Here is a 22,025-nt window from a genome sequence, read left to right on the forward strand (position 1 = left end):
TTGCCGGTTATGCCCGGAATTCCGCCATTGCGAAGGTCGCGCCGAACGGCCGAGTGTGACCTTTCGCAGGGGGCGTGAGATGTCGTCCGGGTAATGATGGCGCCCTATCCTTTCCATCCACCATGAAAGCGTCCACGCGGGGACGGCCCCAGAATAACCGATTGGCGGGGGTGTAGGAAAGGCCGAATGCACATTTCGGAGATCAGGTGTCGCTCGTCAGACGGATGCCGGTCGCGATCCAATTAAACCGTTCATCGCTCGTCGTCTTCCCCTGCCTCATAGCCGCCCGATCCGACCGCCGCGTGAAAGGCGACGAAGGAACTGGCGAGCGCGGCGTTGCTGTCGATCAGCGACTGCCGGCTGGCGATCAGCTGGCGCTGGGCGTCGAGAACGTCGAACAGGGAGGCCAGGCCTTCGCGATAGAGGGCGTTGGACTGTTCGAGCGCGGTCTCGCTTTCGTCGATGGCTTCGGTCAGAGCGGCGCCGCGCTGGCGATAGGCGTCAATCGACACCAGGGCATTTTCGACTTCGCCGAGAGCGTCCAGGAAAGTCGCGCGATATTCCGCCAGCCGGGCATCCGCGAGCGCTTCTGCGGCGGCGACTTCGGCGCGCCGGCGGCCGCCATCGAACAAGGGTATGTCGATCGCCGCGGCCAGTCCGATCAGAAAATCGGAAAACAGCCCGCCCAGCGATCCGTCGCCGATCGACAGGGTGCCGGGGATGGTCAGCGACGGCCGCAGGTCGGCGCGTTCGATCCCGATAGCGGCGGCAGCGCGCGCCAGCCGGGCCTCGGCGGCCAGAATGTCGGTGCGCCGACGCAAGAGATCGGCGGGAAGGCCGGCCTCCGGACCCCGCGCATAATCGGGGATTTCGCCCTGCGCCTCGCCGTCGGGCGGAGCGAACGTACCAGGCGGCTCGGCGATCAGCACGGCGAGCGCGTTTGCCGCGCTGGCGCGATCAATCGCGATAAGGCCGCTGCGCGCGCGCGTTTGCGCCAGATCGGCGGCGGCACGGCGGACATCGAGATTGGCCGCCAGACCCGCCTCGAAGCGCAGGGTGACGATCCGCAGGGTCTGCTCCTGCAGGTCGGTGGACTGGTTGAGCAGTTCGAGCTGCGCGCCGCTGCGGCGATATTCGATATATTGACTGACAATGGCGGCAGCGACAATCCGGCGCTGGTCGGCCTGCAGATATTCCGCTTCGGCGTAATCGGCCGCAGCTGCGCGCACCTCCGCCGCGAGCCGCCCGTTGAAGTCGGGATCAAACAGTCCGAACAGTCCGGCCGTCGCCGACGTGTCGCGATCATCGCCGATGGTGATGCCGGCCTCTGCCGAGCCATCGAGCGACGGCAGGCGATCTGCCCGCTCCGCCTTCAGAAGCGCCTCCGCCGAGCGCAGACGAGCGGACGCGGCATCGATATCAAGATTGCTGGCCAGGCCGCGCTCGACAAGCTCGTCGAGCACCGGATCGCCAAAGCCACGCCACCATTGCTCGGCCAGTCCCGATGGCGGCAGGTCCGCGGCGTAGGACGGCGGGGCGGCGATGGGCGTGAAATCGGGTCCGGGCGCACCGCCGGCGCAACCCGCCAGCAGCGAACCGAGCAGCAAGGGGGCCGCAAACCGCATCATGCCGGTGCCGCCATCAAGTCCTCGTCATCCGCCGCGTCGATCTCTTCGCTGATGCGTTTCAGGTCGACGCTGCGCGGCTTGCCGAAGCGGGCGATGCCGAGGTAGATCACGGGGGTGAGGAACAGGGTGAAGACGCCCGCAATACCGAGACCGCCGACGATCACCCAGCCGATCGACTGGCGGGCCTCCGATCCGGCGCCGCTCGCCAGGATCAGCGGCAAGGCGCCGAGCACGGTCGAGATCAGGGTCATCGCGATCGGCCGCAGGCGGATGGCGGCGGCCTCTTCCACCGCCTGGCGCACGCTGCGGCCCTGATGGCGCAACTGGTCGGCGAATTCGACGATCAATATCCCGTTCTTGGCCATCAGGCCGATCAGCATGACCAGGCCGATCTGGGAATAGATGTTGAGCGATATGCCGGACAGGAACAGGGAGAAAATGGCGGCGGCCAACGCGAAGGGCACGGTCAGCAGGACCACCAGCGCGCTGGTCAGGCTTTCGAACTGCGCGACCAGCACCAGAAAGACGATGATCAGCGCGAAGGCATAGGTGAGCAGCAGGTCTGACGAGGTTTCCTCCAGGCTCTCCGCCTCGCCCTGCAACAGCATGTCGATGCCGGGGGCGACCGCATCCCCGGCCAGCGCCTCGATCTCGTCGACTGCGTCGCGCAGCGGCGTCCCGGCTGCGATATTGGCGTTGATCTCGATCGCGCGGCGCTGCTCGGTGCGGTCCAGTTCCGCAGCCACTCCCTGTTCCTCTATCTCCGTCACGCTGGACAGCGGAATCAGCGCGTCGTCCGTCCCCCGGACATAGAGATTGCGGAGATCCGACGGATTGGTCACGGTCACCGCCTGCGCGGTCAGGAAGATCGGCACCGCCTGGTCATCCACGTTCAGATCGATCAGGTCCTCGCCGCCAACCATCGCGCGCAGCGTCTGGGCGAGATCGTCGAGATCAATACCCAGATCCGCGGCGCGCTGCCGATCGATCCGGATCGACAGCTGCGGCTGGGTGGGCTGATAGGAAATATCGGCATTGGACAATATCTCGGACCGCGTATCGATCGCGGTCGCCAGCGCCTGGGCGGATTCGTAAATCTCTTCATAGTCGGCGCCGGTCAGCGCAACCTCGATCCCCTCGCCGCCGCCGCCGAAGCTCAATGTGCCGCGGCCGCGGGCATTGGTTCGGGAGCCGGGGATATCCTGCAGCGGTTCGTTGAGTTCCTCGACGATGGCGGTCTGGCTGCGGTCGCGATCGTCCCAGTCGGACAGCTGTGCGGTCACCCGCACGCGGTTCGGGTCGTAGCGGCCGACGATCGAGAAGGTGCTCCGGATCTCGCCGCTGTCGAGATAGGGCTGGAGCACCCGTTCGACCTCGTCGAGCTCGCCGTCCATGAAGGCGATGCCGACGCCGTCCGGGCCGGTCGCATCGACGGTGATCACGCCGCGATCCTCGTCCGGCACCAGTTCGTTGTCGAGCTGGGTGTAGAGCAGGCCGGCCAGCACCGCCAGAATGAGGCAACCGATGCCGACGATCCGCGGCCGGTCGAGGCAGCGGGTCAGCAGGCTTTCGTAGCGGTGAGTTGCATGGGTTCCCCAGCGCGCCAGACGGCCCGGATTGTCGTTGTCGCTGGTCAGGTCGAAGCGGGCGGCCAGCGCCGGTACCAGCGACAGCGCGACGAAGGAGGAGATGATCACCGCCACCGCCAGGACGAAGCCGAACTCGCGAAACAGCCGCCCGGCCTCCGACGGCAGGAAGCTGATCGGCACGAACACCGAAACCAGCACCGCGGTGGTGGCGACCACGGCGAAGAAGACCTGGCGCGTGCCGACCACGGCCGCCGCGCGGCGGCCCATGCCCTTGTTCTGCAGCCTTTGGGCATTTTCGAGCACCACGATGGCATCGTCGACGATCAGGCCCGTGGCCAGCACCAGCGCCAGCAGGGTGAGCAGGTTGATCGAGAAGCCCATCATCCAGATGCCCGCGATCACCCCGACCAGCGCCACGGGGATCGTCGCGCTTGGCACGATCGTCGGTCGCCAGGCGCGGAAGAACAGCAGCATCGTGCCGACCACGACGGCGATGGCGAAGGCCAGCGTGATCAGCACCTCGCGCACCGAGATGCTGATGAACTCGGCATCGTCGGAGACCACCTCGATGCTGACCCCCTCGAAGCGCTGGTTGATGCGGTCGACGCCGGCGCGGATCGCGTCGGAAATCTCGATGGTGTTGGAACTGGCCTGGCGGACCACGCCGAGCCCGATGATCGGCTGACCATCGAGCCGGACGAAATTGGTCGCATCGGCCGGGGCAAAGCCGGCCTCGGCAACGTCGCCGATCCTCGTGTTGCCCGCAATGACGATATTTTCGATGCGCTGCGGATCGACGGCGCTGGCCTCGGCCCGGACCACCAGCTCCTGGGCGTCGGACCGGAACGAGCCGACCGGCACGTCATAGGGCGCGCTGCGCAGCGCGTCGGCGACATCGGTAAGGGTCAGGCCGTAGCGGTTGAGCCGCGCCGGATCGACCGAGACCCGCATCTGCCGGGCGCGGGTGCCGAACTGCTCGATGCTGGCGACGCCTTCGGCGGTCAGCAGTTCCGGGATGATGTCATTGTCGACGATGCGGGTGAGTTCGGCCTGGTCATAGCGGGTGGACAGAACCGCCAGGGTCATGATCGGCTGGGCGTCCTGGTCCGCCTTGACCACGGTCACCTGTTCGACCCGGTCGGGCAATTCGCGCGTCACCCGGCTGACCGCTTCGCGGACATCGGACGCCGCCGTGTCGAGATCGATCCCGGGGTTGAATTCGACGCGGATGCGGGAGTTATTCTCCTCGCTCGAGGCGCTGATCTGGCGCACCCCCGATACCCGCGCGACAGCGTCCTCGAGGATGCTGGTGACCTCCGCATCCATCGTCTCCGGTGCGGCCCCGGGCAGGCTCGCGGATACCGACACGATCGGCCGGTCGACATTGGGCAGCTCGCGGACTTCGACGCCGGTCAGCGCGGCGATGCCGGCGATGACGATCAGCAGATTCAGCACCCCGATCAGCAGCGGCCGCTTGACGGCCAGCATCGGAAGATCGTTCCTATTCGCCATCGGCACCAGTGGCACGGGTTGCGGCGGCACCCGCCGGCCGGACGCGGACATCCTGGCTGGTGGCGGCGGCGGGCTTGACCAGGCGGATATCCTGTCCGTCGCGAATCTTCTGCACGCCCTTGACGATCACCCGGTCGCTGCGCGCGACCGCGCCGTCGACGAACACCAGACCGTCGCGCCGGGAGGTGATGGTGACCGGCACCCGGCGGGCCTTGCCGGCGCGCACGACGAACAGATGCGAACCCTCACCGCCCCAGACGATCGCCTCTTCCGGGACCGCCGCGCGGGTCTCGCCGTTGCGGGTGAACAAGATCCGGAAGCTCATGCCCGGACGCAGCCGGTCCTTTGCATTGGTAATCGCGGTGCGGACGATGAAGTCCCGGCTGTCCTGCGATATCCGGTTGTCGGTCGCGACGACCCGGGCTTCAAGGGTACGCGAAGGATCGGAAAAGGGCGTGACCTGCACCGTCTGGCCGGGGCGCAGGACGTTGAACACCGCCTCGGGCGCCGGGAAATCCACGTAGAGCGTGCCGCGCTGGTCAATCTGGGTGATCGGCGTCGAATCGTTGACCCGGTCGCCCGGATCGATTTCGGTCAGCCCGACATGGCCGGAAAAGGGCGCGCGGACGGTGCGGTCAGCCAGCGATGTCTGCGCCTGCTCCAGCGCCACGCGGGCCGATGCGAGCGCCGTTTCGCCGGCCTCGATCTGGCTTTCGGACAGGGCGCCGGTGTCCTCGATCCGGCGGTAGCGCGACAGCAGCTGATCGGCCTCGCGCACCTGGACCCGGGCGGCATCGACTGCGAGCTGCTCCTGCCGGGCATCCAGCTGCAGCAGCGGTTTGCCGCTCCGCACAAAGTCGCCCGCAGTAAACAGCACGCGGGTGACCCGGCCCGCGGTCTCGGGATAGATTTCGGCAGAGGTGGCGGCTCGTGCCGTGCCGATTGCCTCGACCTCCGTTCGTTCCGGCAGAAAGCGAACGTCCTGTCCGACCACCGGCACCGGCGCGCGCTCCGGCTCCGGTTCGCTCCCGGAACAGGCGGTCAGGCCAAGGCATAACAGGGCGGCAAGATGGGGGATTCTGAGCAGCGGCATCCACGATGTCTATCCAAATTCGCCAGCGGGTGAAAGCGGTTAGTCACATCTTCTTTCGCGCCAGCCGATAGAAAACCCTGTCGAACGGCTGTCCGTCAGACCGCCGCCAGTGCCTGCTCGAAATCGGCGATCAGGTCGTCCGGATCCTCGACGCCGATCGAGATGCGGACCAGATTGTCGGTGATGCCGAGCGCCGCCCTGCGCTCGTCGGGGACCGACAGATGGGTCATCGCCGCCGGCAGGCTGGCCAGGGTCTCGGTGCCGCCGAGGCTGACCGCCAGCTTGGCGATCTTCATCGTGTCGAGGAAGCGGAAGGCCTCCGCCTCGCCGCCCTTGATGAACAGAGAGAAGGTCGAGCCGGCACCGCTGCAATGGCGGTCGTAGATGTCCTTCTGGCTGTTGCTCTCGATGAAGCCTAGATAGCCGAGGCCGTCGACCTTGGGATGGTCGCGCAGGAAGGTGCAGACCTTGAGCGCGTTTTCGCCGGCGCGGGACATGCGCAGTTCCAGCGTCTCGAGGCTGCGCATCAGCATCCAGGCGGTGTTCGGGTCGCAGATCGTGCCGATCGTGTTCCGGATCGCGCGGATCGGGTCCATATGGGCCTTGCTGCCGAGCACGCCGCCGGCGACCAAGTCGCTGTGGCCGCCGACATATTTGGTCAGGCTGTAGATGACGATATCGGCGCCGTGCTTCAGCGGCTGCTGCCAGAGGGGGCCGAGGAAGGTGTTGTCGATCGCGATCGGCGGCGCATATTCGTCGTCGCCGAATACCTGCTTGCGGGCATCGGCAACGCCCTCGATATCGACCAGCGCGTTGGTCGGATTGGCCGGGCTTTCGAGATAGATGATCGCGACCTTGCCGCCACTGGCCCTGGCCTTGTCCTTCGCCTGTTCGAGCATGACGGCGACTTCGCCCGGGGTCGCCCCGGCGGGAAAGTCGAGAAACGTTACACCGAAGCGACCGAGGATCTTGTTGATCAGGGTCTCTGTCGCGGCATAGAGCGGGCCGCTGTGGACGACGACATCGCCCTGGTTGACATTGGCCAGCAGAACGGTGGTGATCGCCGACATGCCGCTGGAGAAGACCAGCGCATCCTCCGCCTCGTCCCAGACGCTCAGCCGGTCCTCGAGAATTTCCTGGTTGGGGCCGTTGAAGCGCGAATAGACGAGGCCGTCGGATCCGCCCGGACGCTTGCCGGTGATGCCTTCGAAGAAGCGCTTGCCGGCCGCGGCATTTTCAAAGGCAAAGGTCGAGGTCAGGAAGATCGGCGGCTTCAGCGATCCTTCCGAGAGCTCCGGATCATAGCCGTGGCCCATCATCAGGGTTGCCGGCTTCAGCTTGCGGCCACCAATCTTCTCTATCGGGGCCTTGGGCATCCGGCGGGTGACCGGGATACCGGCGACGTCATCGTCATGATCGGACATGTTCTTCCCTTTATCGATTAAAATCCTGCAGAAACCATGGACGAAAAGCTATGTGGTTACAATGGCAACCATCCAGATGCAGCCGATAATCAGGGGAATTCCGGCCAGATCCAGCAGGAATCCGGACTTCAGCATTTTCGGCAGTTCGATATGGCCGGTCGCCCAGGCGATCGCGTTGGGCCCGGTGCCGCTGGGCAGCATGAAGCCCCAGCTGGCAGCCATGGCTGCGGGTACCGCGAGCAGCACCGGATCGGCGCCGGTGGCAAGGATCAGGCTGGCGACCACCGGCATGACGCCGCTGGCGGTCGCGACGTTGGAGGCAAATTCGGTGACGAGGATGACCAGCGCGACCAGCGCGATGGCAATGACGATCACCGGGACGGTCCTGAGCGGCTCGAGCATCAGGCCGAGCCAGTCGGCGAGGCCCGATTCGATGATCCCGGCGGCCAGCGCGAGGCCGCCGCCGAACATCATGATCACGCCCCATGGCGCGCGGTCCGCCTCGTCCCAGTTGAGCAGCTTGCGCCCGGTGCCGTCGGGCAGCATGAACAGCAGCAGCCCGCCCAAAACGGCAACGCTGCCATCGTGCAGCGCACCGTCCGGGAACAGGGGCTTGAGCTGGGGCAGCAGCAGCCAGCCGAGCACGACGAGCGCGACGACCGGGACGAGCCGCTTTTCCGGCAGGCTCCACGGTCCCGAAGCGCCAATCACGGCCTTTGCCTTCACCCCGTCGAAGCTGTCCCGGCCGACCTTTTGCACCGCGATCAGAATGGCTGCCGAGGCGGGAATGCCGAGGATCACGATCGGCAGGCCGTACATCAGCCAGTCAAGAAAGTCGATCTGCATGCCCAGCGTCTTGTTGATCAGGCCGACGGCAATGGCATTGGTCGGGCTGCCGACCAGGGTACCAAGCCCGCCGATCGATGCAGCGAAAGCAACGCCCATGATCAGCGCACCGGCAAAGCCACCGGTTTCCTTGTCCTGCACCCCGCCGGCGAGGAGCACGGCAAGCGCGATCGGCACCATGATCAAGGTGGCCGACGTGTTCGAGATCAGCATGCTGAGCAAGGCGGTGGCGGTCATGAAGGCGAACAATATCCCCCAGGCGCTCTTGCCGGACAGGCCGATGATCGCGAGCGCCAGTCGCTTGTGCAGGCCAACCCGTTCGATCGCCAGCGCCAGAAAGGCACCGCCGAGAATCAGGAACAGGATCGGGGAATAATATTCGCTGGCGGTATCGGCGGCGTCCATCACGCCCATGGTCGGCAGGGCAAGAAAGGGCAGCAGCGCGGTCGCGGTCAGCGGGATCGCCTGGGTCATCCACCAGACCGCCATCAGGATGGTCAGCGCGGCGACGTGCCAGGCGGGCGCAGACATCGAGGCGGGCGCGGGCAGGAGCAACATGACGACAAACAGGGCAAGTCCCGCCCCCAAACCGATGCGTTGTGCGTTCATGCCCTCTCCTGTCCCCCTGTCAAACCGGTCAGCCGTTCCCTGACGTGCGATTGGTCCGGACCCCAGCCTTCGCCGGGGTGACGCGGGAAATCAATCTTATTCCGCCAAGCCGATCAGCGAAATCTGGCGGCCGTAGCCCGCCTCGCCGCGATGGCAGGAGCGGCGGTAGCTGTAATAGCGATCCTCGTGAACGTAGGTATCGAGGCCGAGCTTGTCGGCCTTGGTGACCCCGGCCGCCTGCAACCGGGCAGCCACATAGGATTCGATGTCGAACTGGAAATGGCCGGGCTTGCCGGCAGCAAAAAATCGTTCGTTGTCCGCATCCGCATCCAGAAATTTCGTGCGGAAGCCGGCATCGACCTCGTAGCTGGCCTGGCCGATACAGGGACCGATGGCGCAGGCGATATGGTCGCGGTCTGCGCCCAGCGCTTCCATGGCGATCAGGACATTGTCGGTCACACCCGCGAGCGCGCCTTTCCAGCCGGCATGGGCGGCGCCGATCACCCGCGCCTCTGGATCGTGAAACAGCACCGGCACGCAGTCGGCGGTCAGTATGCCGAGCAGCATGTTCGGCCGGTCGGTGACCAGGGCGTCGGCCTGCGGGCGCTGCTCGAGGTCCATGGATCCGGTCACCGTGACAACATCGGCGCTGTGTATCTGGTGGACCGTGACCAGCGCGCTGCCGGGCAGCACGCCTTCGGTCGCGCGGCGGCGGTTTTCCATGATTGCCGCGCGATCATCGTCGCTGCCGAGGCCGATATTCAGACCGCTGTAAATCCCCTCGGAAACGCCGCCTGCCCGGCCGAGAAAGCCGTGGGCTGTGCCGTCGAGCAGGGAAGATCTGCTGATATCAAGCAAGGCTTTTGTGGACCTGTTCGGCAACGTCCTTCGACAGGTTGGGCTGCGCCGCGATCTTCTCCAGCGCCAGCCGCATCAGCTCCGACCGGCCGCGCTCGAAGCGGCGCCAGCGACCGAGCGCCGGAATGAAGCGAGCGGCGGTTTGCGGATTCTGCCGGTCCAGCGCGATCACCATGTCGGCGATCATCTGGTAGCCCTTGCCCGACGGATCGTGAAAGCGGACCTGATTGCCGGTAAAGGCGCCGTAAAGCGCGCGCACCCGGTTGGGATTGGCCATGGTGAAGTCGGGGTGGCGCGACAGGGCGTCGACGCGTTTCAGCGCGTCCGGCCGCTGGGACATCGCCTGCAGGCTGAACCATTTATCGAGAACCAGCGCATTGCCGCGGAACCGCTTGTAGAAATCCTCGAACGCGATCGTGCGCTCTTCCGCTTCGAGATGCGACAGCACCCCCAGCGCGCCCTGCATGGCGGTCATATTGTCGGCCTCGCGATATTGGTCGAAGGCGGTTTCGGCAGCATTTTCGGTGTAGGATGCGGCCAGATAGCCGAGCGTCACATTGCGCAGCTTGCGCTTCGCCCGGGCTTCGGGATCGAGCGAGAATTCGCCTGGCGCGCAGGACTTGTAGAGCTTGCGGAATTGCTTTTCGAACTGGACGCCGATCTTGCCGCGCAGCTTTTCGCGCTCGTCGTGGATCGCCTGCGGGTCGACCTCGACCATCTGGTCCCCGAGAAAGGCCTCGCTGGGCAGCAGGATGATCTCGGCGAGGAAGGCGGGATCGAGCGACGCGTCGGCAAGGATTTTTGCAATCGCGAGCAGGATGATATCGCGGTCCACCGGGGTTCCGGTAACCTTCGCCGTCAGATAGTGGGTCATCAGCTGCTGCATCGCCTCGAACCGGGCGAACGGATCATCGTCATGCGCCGACAGGAAGGCCAGCTGCTCCGCGCTCTGGTTTCTTTCGAGGATGACCGGGGCGGAGAAGCCGCGGTTGATCGAGAGCACCGGATGGTCCTTGTGGCCATCAAAGGTGAAGCTTTTCTCCGGCTCGTCGAGCAAGAGCAGCTGTTCGCCGTCATGTGCGCCAGTTTCCGGGTCGAGCAGCGCGGTGCGCAGCGGGACGAGCAAATCGGAGGCGTTCGGCATCTCCCCATTTTGCGCTATTTTCTGCGTCAGGTGCAGCGTCGCCGTGCCGGTCTGCGGATCGTGCGACAGTTTCGCGGACACTCGCGGCGTGCCCGGGGTCTCATACCATTTGCGGAATTGGCTCAGGTCGATCGCGCCGCCATCTTCCATCGCGACGACAAAATCCTCGCACGTCGCGGCCTCGCCGTCGTGGCGGTCGAAATAGAGATCGGTGCCCTTGCGGAAATTGTCCGGTCCCATCAGCGTGTTCATCATCCGGATGACTTCGGCGCCCTTGTTGTAGACGGTGGCGGTGTAGAAATTGGAGATTTCCTGATAGCTTTCCGGCCGGATCGGATGGGCCAGTGGGCCGGCATCCTCGGGGAATTGCGCGGCGCGCAGGATCCGCACATCCTCGATCCGCTTCAGTGCGGCGGAGCCCATGTCGGCGGAGAAGCTCTGGTCGCGGTAGACGGTGAAGCCTTCCTTGAGGCTGAGCTGGAACCAGTCGCGGCAGGTGACGCGGTTGCCCGACCAGTTGTGGAAATATTCGTGCGCGACGACACCCTCGATCCCGTCATAGTCGGCGTCGGTGGCGACTTCCGGATCGGCGAGAATATAACGCGAGTTGAAGATATTGAGTCCCTTGTTCTCCATCGCGCCCATGTTGAAATCGCTGACCGCGACGATGTTGAACAGCCCGAGATCATATTCCCGGCCATAGGTTTCCTCGTCCCAGCGCATCGAGTCCTTGAGCGCCTTCATCGCGTGCCCGGTGCGCTCGAGATCGCCGTCGCGGACCCAGATGTTCAGTTCGACCGGCTTGCCGGAACGGGTGGTGAAGCTGTCACTGTTGGCGACCAGATCCCCGGCGACCAGCGCGAACAGATAGCTCGGCTTCAGCCACGGATCATTCCACTGGACCCAATGGCGGCCATTGTCGGCGTCGCCTTCGGCGACCTTGTCGCCGTTGCAGAGCAGGACGGGGAATTTCACCTTGTCGGCTTCCATGCGGACCGAATAGCGGCTCAGTACGTCGGGCCGGTCCGGCGCGAACGTGATCCGACGGAAACCTTCCGCCTCGCACTGGGTGCAGAGCATGTCGTTGGAGGCGTAGAGGCCCATTAGCTGGGTGTTGGTCGACGGATCGAGTTCCACCTCGATCTCCACGACATGCGAGGCCCCGGCCAGCGGCAGCACGAGATCGCCCCCGACCAGCGACCAGTCCGTGCGGGTCGCACCGTCGACCTTGACCGACAGCGGCGTGATATCGTCACCCTGCAGCACCAGTGGTTCATCGGACCTTGCGCTTTTCGAGCGGCGGACATCAAGCTTCGAGCGGACCAGGGTGCGCTCGATCGCAAGATCGAAGTCCAGTTCCACCTCCGGAATGAACCAGGCCGGCGGGCGGTAGTCTTGGCGGCGGATCGTCGCGGGATCCTTGGGGGCTGGCGCGGCATCGGCCATTTCGTCATTGGGGGCTTTTTGAATATCTAGCATGGCCCATGCCATAAGAGCCATTTGCACCCCGCGCAATTGCGTTTATGGCTGGGGGAAAAGGGAGTGGGCCATGTCCAGATTATTGCTTTTCGCTCTTGCCATCATGTTGCTGGCCGGGCTGCCGGCGGAAACCGCCTTTGCCCAGACCGCCGCACCGGCCTTCGATGTCGAGCAGGCGAGCCGCGCCTATATCGACAGTCTGCAGGGCGCTGATCTGGAGAAATCGAACAATTATTTCGAAGGCGGTTACTGGCTGATCCTGTGGGGCGCGCTGATCGGGGTGCTGGTCGATTTCGTGATATTGCAATCACGCCTGTCGTCGCGGTTCCGCGACTGGGCGGCGCGGGTGACGACAAGGGAATGGCTGCAGCCCGGGATCTACGCTCTGCCTTATGTCATTGCCGGATTCCTGTTCACCCTGCCGTGGACCATCTACACCGGTTTTTTCCGGGAACAGCAATATGGCCTGATGAGCCAGGGCTTTGGCGCATGGTTCGGCGAACAGATGATCGGCCTTGTCATATCGCTGATTGTCTTTCCGCTGCTCATCATGGCGATTTTCGCGGTGATCCGGCGTTCGCCGAAGCGGTGGTGGATCTGGGGCACCGGGGTGATCGCGGGCTTCCTGTTCATCGGGCTGCTGCTCGGACCGGTGTTCATTGCGCCGCTGTTCAACGACTATACGGAAATGGCCGACGGACCGCTGCGCGACCGGATCGTCGCGATGGCGGCGGAATATGATATTTCCGGCGACCATATCTACGTGTTCGACCAGTCAAAGCAGCACAAGCGGATATCGGCCAATGTTTCGGGGGTCGGGCCGACCATCCGGATCTCGCTCAACGACAATCTGCTGGAACGCACCGGACCGGACGAGGTCGCCGCGGTGATGGGCCATGAAATGGGACATTATGTGCTGGGGCACACGTGGCGCATTGTGCTGGTGCTCGCGCTGATCGTCGCGCTGGGACTGTTCCTTGTCGCGCAGCTGGCCCCGCGGCTGATCGAGCGACACGGGGCAAGATGGGGCGTAGGAAATATCAGCGATCCGGCGGCGATACCCCTACTGAGCCTGATCCTGACCGCCTATTTCTTCCTTGCCACCCCGGCGATCAACAGCCTGATCAGGATCAATGAAATCGAGGCGGATCGCTTTGGCCTCGACACGGCCAGGGAGCCCGACGGCTTCGCAAAAGTGGCGATGCGTTTGTCGGAATATCGCAAGATCGAGCCGGGACCGATCGAGGAAATGCTGTTTTTCGATCACCCGTCCGGCGCCACCCGGGTGCGTGGAGCAATGCAGTGGAAGGCGGATCACGTCAAAAATCCGGCCATGCTGAATCCGGGCCGGCTGGAGCAGGAATAGACGATGGCCAACCGCATGCTGATCTTCGGAATGGGCTATACCGCCGCGCGGCTGGCCGAGCGGATGAGAGCGGACGGCTGGGAAGTGATCGGCACGCGGCGCGAGGCGCACGACGGTGCGATCGGCTTTGACGACCGAACATCGGTGCTGGCGGCGCTGGCCGGGGCCAGCCATGTGCTGTCCTCGGTGCCGCCGGCCCGCGACGGCAGCGAACCGGTGCTCGATCATTATGGTGAAGCGATCGGGGAGGCGACGCTGCAATGGAGCGGCTATCTGTCCTCGACCGGCGTCTACGGCGATGCCGACGGCGCCTGGGTCGACGAAAGCGCGCCGATCGGCTCGGGCCGGCGCCAGGCGCGCAGCGAGGCCGACCAGCGCTGGCAGGATTTGCGCGACGACATGCGCGTGTTTCGCCTGCCCGGCATTTACGGACCGGGCCGCAGCCCCCTTGACCGGGTGCGCGAGGGGAGATCCAGCCGGATCGACATGCCCGGACAGGTGTTCAGCCGGGTCCATGTCGACGATATTGTGGCAGGGGTGATGGCGTCGTTCGAGGGACCGGCGGGCGTCTACAACTTATCCGACGACCTGCCCGCGCCGCAGCACGAGATCGTGGCCCATGCGGCCCGGCTGCTTGGCCTGGCGGTTCCGCCGCTGCAGTCGCTGGAAGAGGCGAACCTGTCCGATGCCGCGCTGGGATTCTATGAGGAGAATCGCCGCGTGGCCAATGGCAAGGCGAAGCGGCTGCTTGGCTGGGAGCCCCACTATCCCGACTACAAGGCGGGGCTGCAGGCGCTGCTCGGCTGAAATCAGGCGGGGATGCGGGGCAGCTTCGGCTTGCGGGCACGCAGCGCGACAAGCAGGCCGGCCATGGTCAGGACCGCGCCCGCCGCGGCGAGCCCGGTCCAGACATAGCCTTCGAAAAGGGTCGACAGGATCATTGCCACCACCGGCACCAGCACGCTGGTATAGGCGGCGCGTCCCGGGCCAATCTCGCGGATCATCGAGAAATAGAGCGGGAAGGTGACGACCGAACCGATCACCCCGAGATAGACGATCCCGCCCCAGTAGGCCGCACGCGTTTCATAGACCGGCGGGCCGACGGTGACCCAGGAGACCGCGACATTGATCAGCGCACCGAACAGCATTGCCCAGGCCAGAACGGTGATGATCGGATAGGATTTGAGCCGCTGCCCCGCCTGCATGACATTGGCGACCGATGCAGACAGGATGCCGCCGAAGGTCAGGGCCGCGCCGAGCAGCACCTGTTCGAGGCTGGCCGGGGAGGAGCGATATTCATGCCAGAACAACAGCGCGATGCCGGTGGCGGCGATCGCCGAGCCGCCGAGAAACGGCGCGGTCAGCTTGTGGCCGAGGAAGATGCGGCCCATGATGGCGTTGGGTACCATCAGCAGCGCGAACAGCACCGCGACCAGGCCGGAGGTGATGAACAGCTCGGCGTTGTAGACGAAATTGAAATTGAAGGTGAACTGGAAGAAGCCGAGGATCAGCGCCAGCAGATAGCCGGTGCGGTCGAGCCGGAACGGCAGCCGCTTGAACGCCGCCAGCGCGAACATCGCCGCGGCCGCGATCAGGAAACGGTAGCTGACCGACCAGCTCGGCGGCACTTCGGAAATCTGGTCCTTGATCACCAGCCAGGTCGATCCCCAGATCAGCGAGACCAGCAGGAAGGGGATCAGGATACGCGGGGTGAGCAGGCTGGTTTCAGCGCTTTCCTCGCCACTCACAGCGCGGCAATCGCGTCGGCGAGCGGGCGGATATCGTCCGCGCTCTGGTTCCAGCTGGTGACCAGCCGCGCCTGCCCGTCACCCCAGTCGTAGAAGTCGAAGCCGATGGCGCGCAGGTCCGCCGCTTCGTCAGCGGACAGCCGGATGAAAATCTCGTTGGCCTCGACCGGGTGTATCAGCCGATCGCCCGCCGCAGCGGCGATGATCTGGGCGCCGGCATTGGCCGAGCGGGCATTGTCGAGCCACAGGTCGTCCTGCAGCATCGCCAGGATCTGCGCCGCCAGGAAACGGCCCTTGGATTGCAAATGGCCGGCGCGCTTGCGGCGATAGCGGGTTTCGGCGGCCAGATCGCGATCGAAGAAGATGAGCGCCTCGGCGCCCATGCCGCCATTCTTGACAAAGCCGAAGCTGAGCGCATCGACGCCGGCCTGCCAGGTCAGTTCGGCCGGCGAGCAGCCGAGCGTGGCAACGGCATTGGCAAAACGGGCGCCGTCCATGTGCAGGCCGAGGCCGCGCGCCTTGCAGATATCGGACAGGGCAGCGACTTCCTGGGGCCGGTAGACCAGGCCATATTCGCTGGCGTTGGTGATCGAGACGGCGGCGGGCTGGACCTGGTGGACATCGTCGCGGATCGCAGCGCAATGCGCTTCCACGGCCTCCGGGGAGAGCTTGGCGCCCTCGCCCTCGATCAGCATCAGCTTGGCGCCGCCGGTGAAGAAACCGGGCGCACCCGCCTCGTCCTGCTCGATATGCGCTTCGCGGTGGCAGATCACGCCCTGGTGCGCCGGGCACATGGCCGCCAGCGCCAGACAATTGGCGGCGGTGCCGGTGGCCACCCAGAGCGCCTCGACCTCGGTCCCGAACAGGCCGGAAAAGGCAGCATCGAGCTGCGCGCTCAGCGCGTCGCCGTCATAGGCGCTGTCCGGTGCATTCGCTGCAACGAGCGCTTCGAGGAGCCTGGGATGCACCGAGGCAGCATTGTCGGAGAAAAATCGCATCGGCAGCGCATGGCTCAAGGCCCTTGGCGCGTCAAGATGGCAGTGTTGCGGTTTCGAGCGGACCGCAACCGGTTCTGTCCCGTCAGTCCAGAAACACGCTCAAATCAATGGTCTCGAACGTGTGGATGCCGAAGATGTTCTGGTGCCGCCATCGGACCACGCCCTGAAACCGGCCGAGACCGGCGAGTTCGATTTCAATGGCTTCGCCGACCGAAGGCGGGAAATCGCTGGTCGCCCGGACCCCGTGGATCGACAGGTTCTGAATGCAAATATCAACCGGCTGATCCATGTCGCGGAAGAGCTGTGCATCCGCTTCTACATCAATTCTCGTCTCACGATCATAGGCATCGATCGTGTCCCAAAACGTCTCGTCGTCGCAAAATTGTGGTTGCGCAGTCATTACATTTACCCCGTTCTAGAACGGCGCAAGGTCTCTTACCGAATCAAAGGAACCTGGTCGCCCCAATGAATGCCCGTGTAGGCTTTGTGTATTAAAAAATACTTAAAACAACCAATGTCTTACGGGCGATTCGACGCTGGGCGAGCAACATGCGAGAGCGGCCAGGCATCAGGATTGCGGCCCGGACTGCGAGCCCCGGCAGGGGAGTGATCGCGAAAATCTGAGGGATGGTGGACAGGATAGGATTCGAACCTATGTACGCTTACGCGGGCAGATTTACAGTCTGCTGCCTTTAACCACTCGGCCACCTGTCCATCCGGGTATCCAAGGCCGCCCGGGGGCGACAAGAGCGGCTCAATGACGAAGGGATGGCAAACTGTCAATGCCTGCCCTCGCAAATTGACAGAAAAAAAGGGCTGTCCGCAGATGGCTTAGCGGCTACAGGGGGGAAATGGCACGCAAGAACAAATCCATCAAGAAAACCGGCGGCGGACTCAAATTCTGGGGACGGCACGCGATCGAGGCGGCGCTCGACAATCCGGAACGGGTGATCAAGAAGATTTCGATCACCCGCGAGGCGCTGGCGACGATCGAGATTCCGTCGGATATCGCGGTGGTGATCTGCGACGTCGCAGATCTCGGCCGGGTGATCCCGCGCGAGGCGCCGCACCAGGGGATGGTGGCGGACGTCGACCCCCTGCCCGACCGCTGGCTGGGCGAAATTCTCGATGCTGGCAGCGACCGGCCGCTGCTGCTGCTCGACCAGGTCACCGACCCGCATAATGTCGGCGCGATCCTGCGCTCGGCCGCGGCCTTTGACGCCGCCGCGATCATCACCCAGGACCGCCATGCGCCACCCGAATCGGGGGTGCTGGCCAAGTCGGCTTCGGGCGCGCTGGAAATCGTGCCGTGGATCCGGGTGGTCAACCTGTCGCGGGCGCTGGATGAAATTGCCGAGGCCGGCTACTGGCGGATCGGGCTCGACGGCGATGCCGCGGACGAGCTGGACAGCGCCATGGGCACCGGCAAGCTGGCGCTGGTGATGGGCGCGGAAGGCGAAGGGCTGCGGCAGAATGTCGCGGCGCATTGCGACACGCTGGCGCGACTGCCGATGAGCAGCAGGATGGAAAGCCTGAATGTTTCCAATGCGGCGGCCATTGCCCTATATGCGGAGTATACCAGAAAACGGGGGGACTGATCGTGGGGACATTTTGGAAATCGGCGCTGGCACTGGCCGCGCCGCTGCTGCTGGCGGGTTGCCTGCTGCTGCCGGGCAAGTTTGACTCGAAGCTGCGGCTGATGAACGACGGGACCTACAGCTTCAGCTATGTTGGCCAGATGCAACTGGTCGACGGGGACGAAAAGCCCGCGGCGGCTACCGATTTTGATCCCGATCAACAGCGGTGCACCAACCAGATCGACAAGGACACCGGCGAAATAACGCCGCTTGCCTATGCCGTGGAAGATTATGCCGAACAGGCGGCCAGCGATTCCGAACCTTATTCCTACGAGGATCGCGCCTGTACCGCAGAGGAGATCGCCGAACGGCAGCGGCTGCATGACGAAGACATGGCCATGATGGCCAGCAGCGCCGAAAGCAGCAAAAAGGACGAAGAGCAGAAAAAGGCCGCAATGCGCGCGGTTTTCGGCGGAGCGGTACCCGGCGATGACGAGGGCCTGGAGAAATTTGCCGAGCAGCTTGCCAAATATGACGGCTGGGACAAGGTCGAATATGTGGGCAACAATCTGTTCGAGGTCGAATACCGGATCAGCGGCCGGTTCGATCAGATGCTCGCCTTTCCGACGATCCCCGGGGCGACGATGCAGTTTCCCTTCGTGCAGGTGATCCGGCGCAGCGGCGGCGAGATCGAGGTGTCGACCCCGGCGATGGCGGGCCCAGGCGGACTGGCCGGAGCCATGGGCCCGATGGCAATGGCCGGGACCAGCCCGCAGAAAATGCAGCCGATCGACGGCAATTTCTCGATCGAGACCGAGGGCGAGGTGTTGAGCAACAACACCGCCGACGGCTACAGCAGCATGGGTGGCTTGAAAATCCTGCGCTGGAAGGTCAGCGAGGCGACCAGCACGACCGGTGGTCCGCTGGCGATCGTCAAACTGGCGAACTAGTCGCCGAAGCTTGTCAAACTTGGGGCCTATGAGCGGTTTTGCGTACCCGGTTGTGGGAGTTAGCGTACTGGACTCGCGCGAAGGCGCGAAGTGGAAGACGCCAAAGGAATATGTGCGCGCTTTTATCCCTGGTGGCTTCGTGTTTTAGTGCGAGCCGCAAGTTTACACCAACGCGCGTTTTTAATTTCTGTGACTTTTGCCCCAAAGCCGCAAATTTCTGTCATTTGTTGGAAGCCAGCCGGGTGCCGAGTGTGACCTTTCGGCGGGTCTGAAGGCGGGCCGGCTGAAAATGCCGATTGCTTATTCAGATTGTCAAAGAGCCTGTGCCCACGCAGGTGGCGGGAGTGGGGGTGATAATAGCTTGTTGGGGTGGGTGTAGGACAGCGATTTTTTAGGATCCTTGCCCTTCTCCCTTGAGGGAGAAGGATACGAAATCTTGCCGCCGAAGCGTCAGCGCAGGCGGCTAGATGGAGTTGGATGCGGGTGTTCCGCTGGTGGGTTGCTGTGCCAGTACCGTTCGGTACACCCTCACCCAGCTTCGACTAGGCAGCCCTTCGACAAGCTCAGGACTGCCAAGTCTGCGCAACCCTCTCCCTTAAGGGGGAGGGGGAATAACCGGCCTTCGTTCAGCGTCCAGCTTTCGCTCTGCTTTTTAGACGCAAGGACAAGAGATGGGCCCCTACCTTCGCAGGGGCACAGGCAGAAATTCAGTCTTCTTCGGCGATGCGGACCTTGAGGCCGTCGAGTTCGTCCGAGACTTCGATCTGGCAGCTGAGCCGGGAGAATTCGTCGCGGTGGTCGCTACTTTCGAGCAGGTCGTCCTCGTCTTCGCTCATCTCGGGAAGCTTTTCCTTCCAGTCGGCGGCGACATGGACATGGCAGGTTGCGCAGGAGCAGCAGCCGCCGCACAGGGCGAGCAGCTCGTCGAAGCCATTGTCGCGAATCGCTTCCATGACGCTGATTCCGGCATCGACGGAAACCGCCTTTTCCTCGCCGTCGCGGCCGGTTACGTGAATCGTTGGCATAGCTACCCCTTGTCGTGACTGTTAATATAGAATCCCGCACGCTATGTCTGGACCGCAAGAAAGAATCAAGGGTCGAAGCGGGAAGCGGAAATCAATGGGCCTATCAAAAGAAGTGATCCGCGCCGGCCTCGACCACGCGAGCGCGATCGAACCGCGGCTGGCCGCGGCGATCGCCGCCTCCGGCTATCCGGAACCGCGGATCCGGCCGCGGGGCTACGAAACGCTGCTGCGCACGATTGTCGGACAGCAGGTCAGCGTCGCGTCGGCGGCGGCGGTGTGGAACCGGCTGGAGGCGCGGCTGGGCGAAGGATGCCCAGCGGAGGCGCTGATCGCCACCGAGTTCGACGAACTGCGGGCCTGCGGCCTGTCGCGACAAAAGCAGGGCTATGCGCGCAGCCTGGGCGAGCTGATCCTGTCGGGCGGGCTGGATGTGGACCATCTGCCGGAGGATGACGAGGAGGCTATCGCGCTGCTGACGAAGGTCAAGGGCGTTGGCCGCTGGTCGGCGGAAATCTACCTGCTGTTTGCCGAGGGCCGCGCCGACATCTGGCCTGCGGGTGACCTGGCGATTCAGGTCGGTGTCGGCAATTTCCTGGGGCTGGCGGAACGGCCTTCGGAACCGGCGGTGCGGGAAATCGCCGAGGCCTGGTCGCCGCACCGCGGCGCCGTGGCGATCTTCACCTGGCACCATTATCATGTGATGGTGATGTAGCTGGATTGACCGCCGTCATTGCGAGGAGCGAAGCGACGCGGCAATCCAGAGAGTCTACCCACTATCGCCTGTGTGTGTGCCGCTCTGGATTGCCGCGCTGCGCTCGCAATGACGTCCCTTGAGCGATGCAATCATTTTCCCGGTCACTAGATATCCAGCGGATGATTCCACCAGGCGGTGTCGCTGAAGGCGCGCATGTCGAGTTCGAAGGTCCAGGCGGAGCGGTGCTGGTGGGCGACGTGGAAATAGGTGTCGGCGATCGCCGAGGGTTCCATGATCTCGTCCTTGCCATTGGCCTTAGCCTCCCGCAGTTCGGCAAAGCGCTCCGGGCCGAGCAGCTTGCCCAGCGTGTCCGGCGCGTTGACCGCGCTGTCGATCAGGATATGGGCGACATGGATATTCTGCGAGGCGAATTCCGCGTTGAGCGACTGGCAGAGCATCCTTCGACCGCCCATCGCCGCGGCGTGGCTGTGCTGCCCGGCATTGCCGCGCATCGCCGAGGTGGCGGAGGTGACCAGCAGCGCGCCGCCGCCGCGCGCCACCATCTTCGGGAACAGTTTTTGCGCCACCCGGAAAACACCGAAATTGCCCATGCGCCAGCCCAGTTCGAAGGTCTTGAGCGGGGTGTCGGCGAGCGACCGGTTGCCGATCTGCGCGCCGAGATTATACACCAGCACGTTGATCGGCCCGATCTCCGCCTCGACATCGTCAATCAGCGTCTCGATCGCCCCTTCATCGACGGCGTTGAGCAGATGGCCCGATGCCTGGCCGCCGGCGGCCTCGATTTCCGCGACCATGGCGTCGAGCCCGTCACGGTTGCTGCGGCGACAGAGGGCGGCGTGATAGCCCTCGGCGGCAAAGCGCTTGCCGACATGACCGCCAATGCCGGCGCCGGCGCCAATGATCATGCACACGTCCGTCATAGGCGATATCCCTTGCTGGTCACTTGAGGAACGGGTTGAGCCGCATCACCTCTTCCATGAAGGAGCGCGGCTTTTTCCAGTTGGCGGTCTTCAGGTTGGTCTTCAGGTCCAGCGTCTTGATCGCATCATTGATGAAATGGACGCAGTTGCGCTTGTTGAGGCTGTAGCTTTTCTGAGGAATATTCTGCCATTTGTCGACCACGGCCAGCAGTTCGCGATATTGCCTGTCCTTGATCCTGACGGTGAAATGCGGATTGCTGCTGGCGATGTAGCTGGCCGATGGCGCTTTCACATGGCCGTCGACCGAACCGAACAATATGCCGGGCGACACGTTGACGGCGGTGAAGCCGAACGCGGTATCGACCTGCCGGCCATCGGCGGTTTCGCCCTTGGCGACAAAGAAGGCGTGCGGGAAATTCTTGCCGAAATCATGCGAATAGAAGGTGACCGACACTTCCGCCCTGGCGGTTACCGAAAGGCTGGCAAGCAGCAGCATGGCGGCCAGGCCGGCAATTCTCAACAGATGGGCAAAGGCAGGTTTCAC

At 64.1% G+C, this 22,025-nt stretch carries 18 protein-coding genes and 1 tRNA gene; 5 read left to right on the top strand and 14 right to left on the bottom strand.

What is annotated here, in order from left to right:
• Positions 1-251 precede the first annotated feature (251 nt).
• The 7 genes from V7650_RS14495 to pepN form a co-directional block, all read right to left on the bottom strand.
• Positions 252-1,628 (bottom strand): efflux transporter outer membrane subunit, encoded by a 1,377-nt coding sequence (locus V7650_RS14495; RefSeq protein WP_335656953.1) that lies wholly within the window; start codon positions 1,626-1,628, stop codon positions 252-254.
• Entirely contained in the window at positions 1,625-4,705 is a 3,081-nt protein-coding gene (locus V7650_RS14500) for an efflux RND transporter permease subunit (protein WP_335656954.1), read from the bottom strand. The genes V7650_RS14495 and V7650_RS14500 overlap by 4 nt, the downstream gene beginning before the upstream one ends.
• 13 nt (positions 4,706-4,718) lie before the next feature.
• A complete protein-coding gene (locus V7650_RS14505; RefSeq protein ID WP_335656955.1) occupies positions 4,719-5,822 on the bottom strand; it encodes an efflux RND transporter periplasmic adaptor subunit in 1,104 nt (367 codons plus the stop codon).
• Positions 5,823-5,917: 95 nt separating this feature from the next.
• On the bottom strand, positions 5,918-7,246 hold the full coding sequence (locus V7650_RS14510) for a cystathionine gamma-synthase family protein (RefSeq protein ID WP_442955308.1): 1,329 nt from the start codon (positions 7,244-7,246) through the stop codon (positions 5,918-5,920).
• Positions 7,247-7,294: 48 nt separating this feature from the next.
• Complete coding sequence (locus V7650_RS14515; protein WP_335656956.1) at positions 7,295-8,701, bottom strand: SLC13 family permease; 1,407 nt, start codon at positions 8,699-8,701, stop codon at positions 7,295-7,297.
• Positions 8,702-8,797: 96 nt separating this feature from the next.
• Positions 8,798-9,559 (bottom strand): peptidoglycan editing factor PgeF, encoded by a 762-nt coding sequence (gene pgeF, locus V7650_RS14520; protein ID WP_335656957.1) that lies wholly within the window; start codon positions 9,557-9,559, stop codon positions 8,798-8,800.
• The gene (pepN, locus tag V7650_RS14525; protein ID WP_335657000.1) at positions 9,552-12,149 is read right to left on the bottom strand and encodes an aminopeptidase N; all 2,598 of its coding nucleotides are present in this window, start codon (positions 12,147-12,149) and stop codon (positions 9,552-9,554) included. Before pepN ends, pgeF begins: the two co-directional genes overlap by 8 nt.
• Before the next feature lie 103 nt (positions 12,150-12,252).
• Here pepN and V7650_RS14530 point away from each other — a divergent pair, with 103 nt between their 5' ends.
• Entirely contained in the window at positions 12,253-13,548 is a 1,296-nt protein-coding gene (locus V7650_RS14530; protein WP_335656958.1) for a M48 family metallopeptidase, read from the top strand.
• Positions 13,549-13,551: 3 nt separating this feature from the next.
• Positions 13,552-14,355, top strand: a complete 804-nt coding sequence (locus V7650_RS14535) for an SDR family oxidoreductase (protein ID WP_335656959.1) — start codon at positions 13,552-13,554, stop codon at positions 14,353-14,355.
• A 2-nt stretch (positions 14,356-14,357) separates the two neighbouring features.
• On the opposite strand, the gene V7650_RS14540 is transcribed toward V7650_RS14535, so the two are convergent.
• The 4 genes from V7650_RS14540 to V7650_RS14555 form a co-directional block, all read right to left on the bottom strand.
• Positions 14,358-15,296, bottom strand: coding sequence for a DMT family transporter (locus V7650_RS14540; RefSeq protein WP_335656960.1), 939 nt, complete (start codon positions 15,294-15,296; stop codon positions 14,358-14,360).
• Positions 15,293-16,294, bottom strand: coding sequence for a threonine aldolase family protein (locus V7650_RS14545; RefSeq protein WP_335656961.1), 1,002 nt, complete (start codon positions 16,292-16,294; stop codon positions 15,293-15,295). The genes V7650_RS14540 and V7650_RS14545 overlap by 4 nt, the downstream gene beginning before the upstream one ends.
• Before the next feature lie 82 nt (positions 16,295-16,376).
• Complete coding sequence (locus V7650_RS14550; RefSeq protein ID WP_335656962.1) at positions 16,377-16,694, bottom strand: hypothetical protein; 318 nt, start codon at positions 16,692-16,694, stop codon at positions 16,377-16,379.
• A gap of 228 nt (positions 16,695-16,922) precedes the next feature.
• Positions 16,923-17,008 (bottom strand) — tRNA-Tyr (locus tag V7650_RS14555).
• Positions 17,009-17,145: 137 nt separating this feature from the next.
• On the opposite strand from V7650_RS14555, the gene rlmB reads away from it, so the two are divergent.
• Together rlmB and V7650_RS14565 are read left to right on the top strand one after the other, a co-directional pair.
• Positions 17,146-17,892, top strand: coding sequence for a 23S rRNA (guanosine(2251)-2'-O)-methyltransferase RlmB (rlmB, locus tag V7650_RS14560; RefSeq protein ID WP_335656963.1), 747 nt, complete (start codon positions 17,146-17,148; stop codon positions 17,890-17,892).
• A gap of 2 nt (positions 17,893-17,894) precedes the next feature.
• Positions 17,895-18,821, top strand: a complete 927-nt coding sequence (locus V7650_RS14565) for a hypothetical protein (RefSeq protein WP_335656964.1) — start codon at positions 17,895-17,897, stop codon at positions 18,819-18,821.
• A 707-nt stretch (positions 18,822-19,528) separates the two neighbouring features.
• Here V7650_RS14565 and V7650_RS14570 read toward each other — a convergent pair.
• Positions 19,529-19,846 carry a 2Fe-2S iron-sulfur cluster-binding protein gene (locus V7650_RS14570; protein WP_335656965.1) on the bottom strand — a complete coding sequence of 106 codons (318 nt, stop codon included), beginning with the start codon at positions 19,844-19,846 and terminating at the stop codon, positions 19,529-19,531.
• A 94-nt stretch (positions 19,847-19,940) separates the two neighbouring features.
• On the opposite strand from V7650_RS14570, the gene V7650_RS14575 reads away from it, so the two are divergent.
• Positions 19,941-20,558, top strand: a complete 618-nt coding sequence (locus V7650_RS14575; RefSeq protein WP_335656966.1) for a DNA-3-methyladenine glycosylase family protein — start codon at positions 19,941-19,943, stop codon at positions 20,556-20,558.
• A gap of 146 nt (positions 20,559-20,704) precedes the next feature.
• On the opposite strand, the gene V7650_RS14580 is transcribed toward V7650_RS14575, so the two are convergent.
• Together V7650_RS14580 and V7650_RS14585 are read right to left on the bottom strand one after the other, a co-directional pair.
• Complete coding sequence (locus V7650_RS14580; RefSeq protein WP_335656967.1) at positions 20,705-21,481, bottom strand: SDR family NAD(P)-dependent oxidoreductase; 777 nt, start codon at positions 21,479-21,481, stop codon at positions 20,705-20,707.
• Between the two features lie 19 nt (positions 21,482-21,500).
• Positions 21,501-22,025: a hypothetical protein gene (locus tag V7650_RS14585; RefSeq protein WP_335656968.1), complete on the bottom strand. Its 525-nt coding sequence runs from the start codon at positions 22,023-22,025 to the stop codon at positions 21,501-21,503.

It is taken from the genome of Parasphingorhabdus sp. (assembly GCF_036964565.1).
Taxonomy (GTDB): Bacteria; Pseudomonadota; Alphaproteobacteria; order Sphingomonadales; family Sphingomonadaceae; genus Parasphingorhabdus.

Coding starts and splice junctions, on each gene's coding strand:
- V7650_RS14550 (WP_335656962.1), bottom strand. CDS start 16,694: ATGACTGCGCAACCACAATTTTGCGACGACGAGACGTTTTGGGACACG.
- V7650_RS14515 (WP_335656956.1), bottom strand. CDS start 8,701: ATGAACGCACAACGCATCGGTTTGGGGGCGGGACTTGCCCTGTTTGTC.
- V7650_RS14530 (WP_335656958.1), top strand. CDS start 12,253: ATGTCCAGATTATTGCTTTTCGCTCTTGCCATCATGTTGCTGGCCGGG.
- V7650_RS14545 (WP_335656961.1), bottom strand. CDS start 16,294: ATGCGATTTTTCTCCGACAATGCTGCCTCGGTGCATCCCAGGCTCCTC.
- V7650_RS14535 (WP_335656959.1), top strand. CDS start 13,552: ATGGCCAACCGCATGCTGATCTTCGGAATGGGCTATACCGCCGCGCGG.
- V7650_RS14580 (WP_335656967.1), bottom strand. CDS start 21,481: ATGACGGACGTGTGCATGATCATTGGCGCCGGCGCCGGCATTGGCGGT.
- V7650_RS14510 (WP_442955308.1), bottom strand. CDS start 7,246: ATGTCCGATCATGACGATGACGTCGCCGGTATCCCGGTCACCCGCCGG.
- V7650_RS14575 (WP_335656966.1), top strand. CDS start 19,941: ATGGGCCTATCAAAAGAAGTGATCCGCGCCGGCCTCGACCACGCGAGC.
- V7650_RS14570 (WP_335656965.1), bottom strand. CDS start 19,846: ATGCCAACGATTCACGTAACCGGCCGCGACGGCGAGGAAAAGGCGGTT.
- V7650_RS14505 (WP_335656955.1), bottom strand. CDS start 5,822: ATGCCGCTGCTCAGAATCCCCCATCTTGCCGCCCTGTTATGCCTTGGC.
- V7650_RS14495 (WP_335656953.1), bottom strand. CDS start 1,628: ATGATGCGGTTTGCGGCCCCCTTGCTGCTCGGTTCGCTGCTGGCGGGT.
- V7650_RS14500 (WP_335656954.1), bottom strand. CDS start 4,705: ATGCTGGCCGTCAAGCGGCCGCTGCTGATCGGGGTGCTGAATCTGCTG.
- pepN (WP_335657000.1), bottom strand. CDS start 12,149: ATGGCCGATGCCGCGCCAGCCCCCAAGGATCCCGCGACGATCCGCCGC.
- rlmB (WP_335656963.1), top strand. CDS start 17,146: ATGGCACGCAAGAACAAATCCATCAAGAAAACCGGCGGCGGACTCAAA.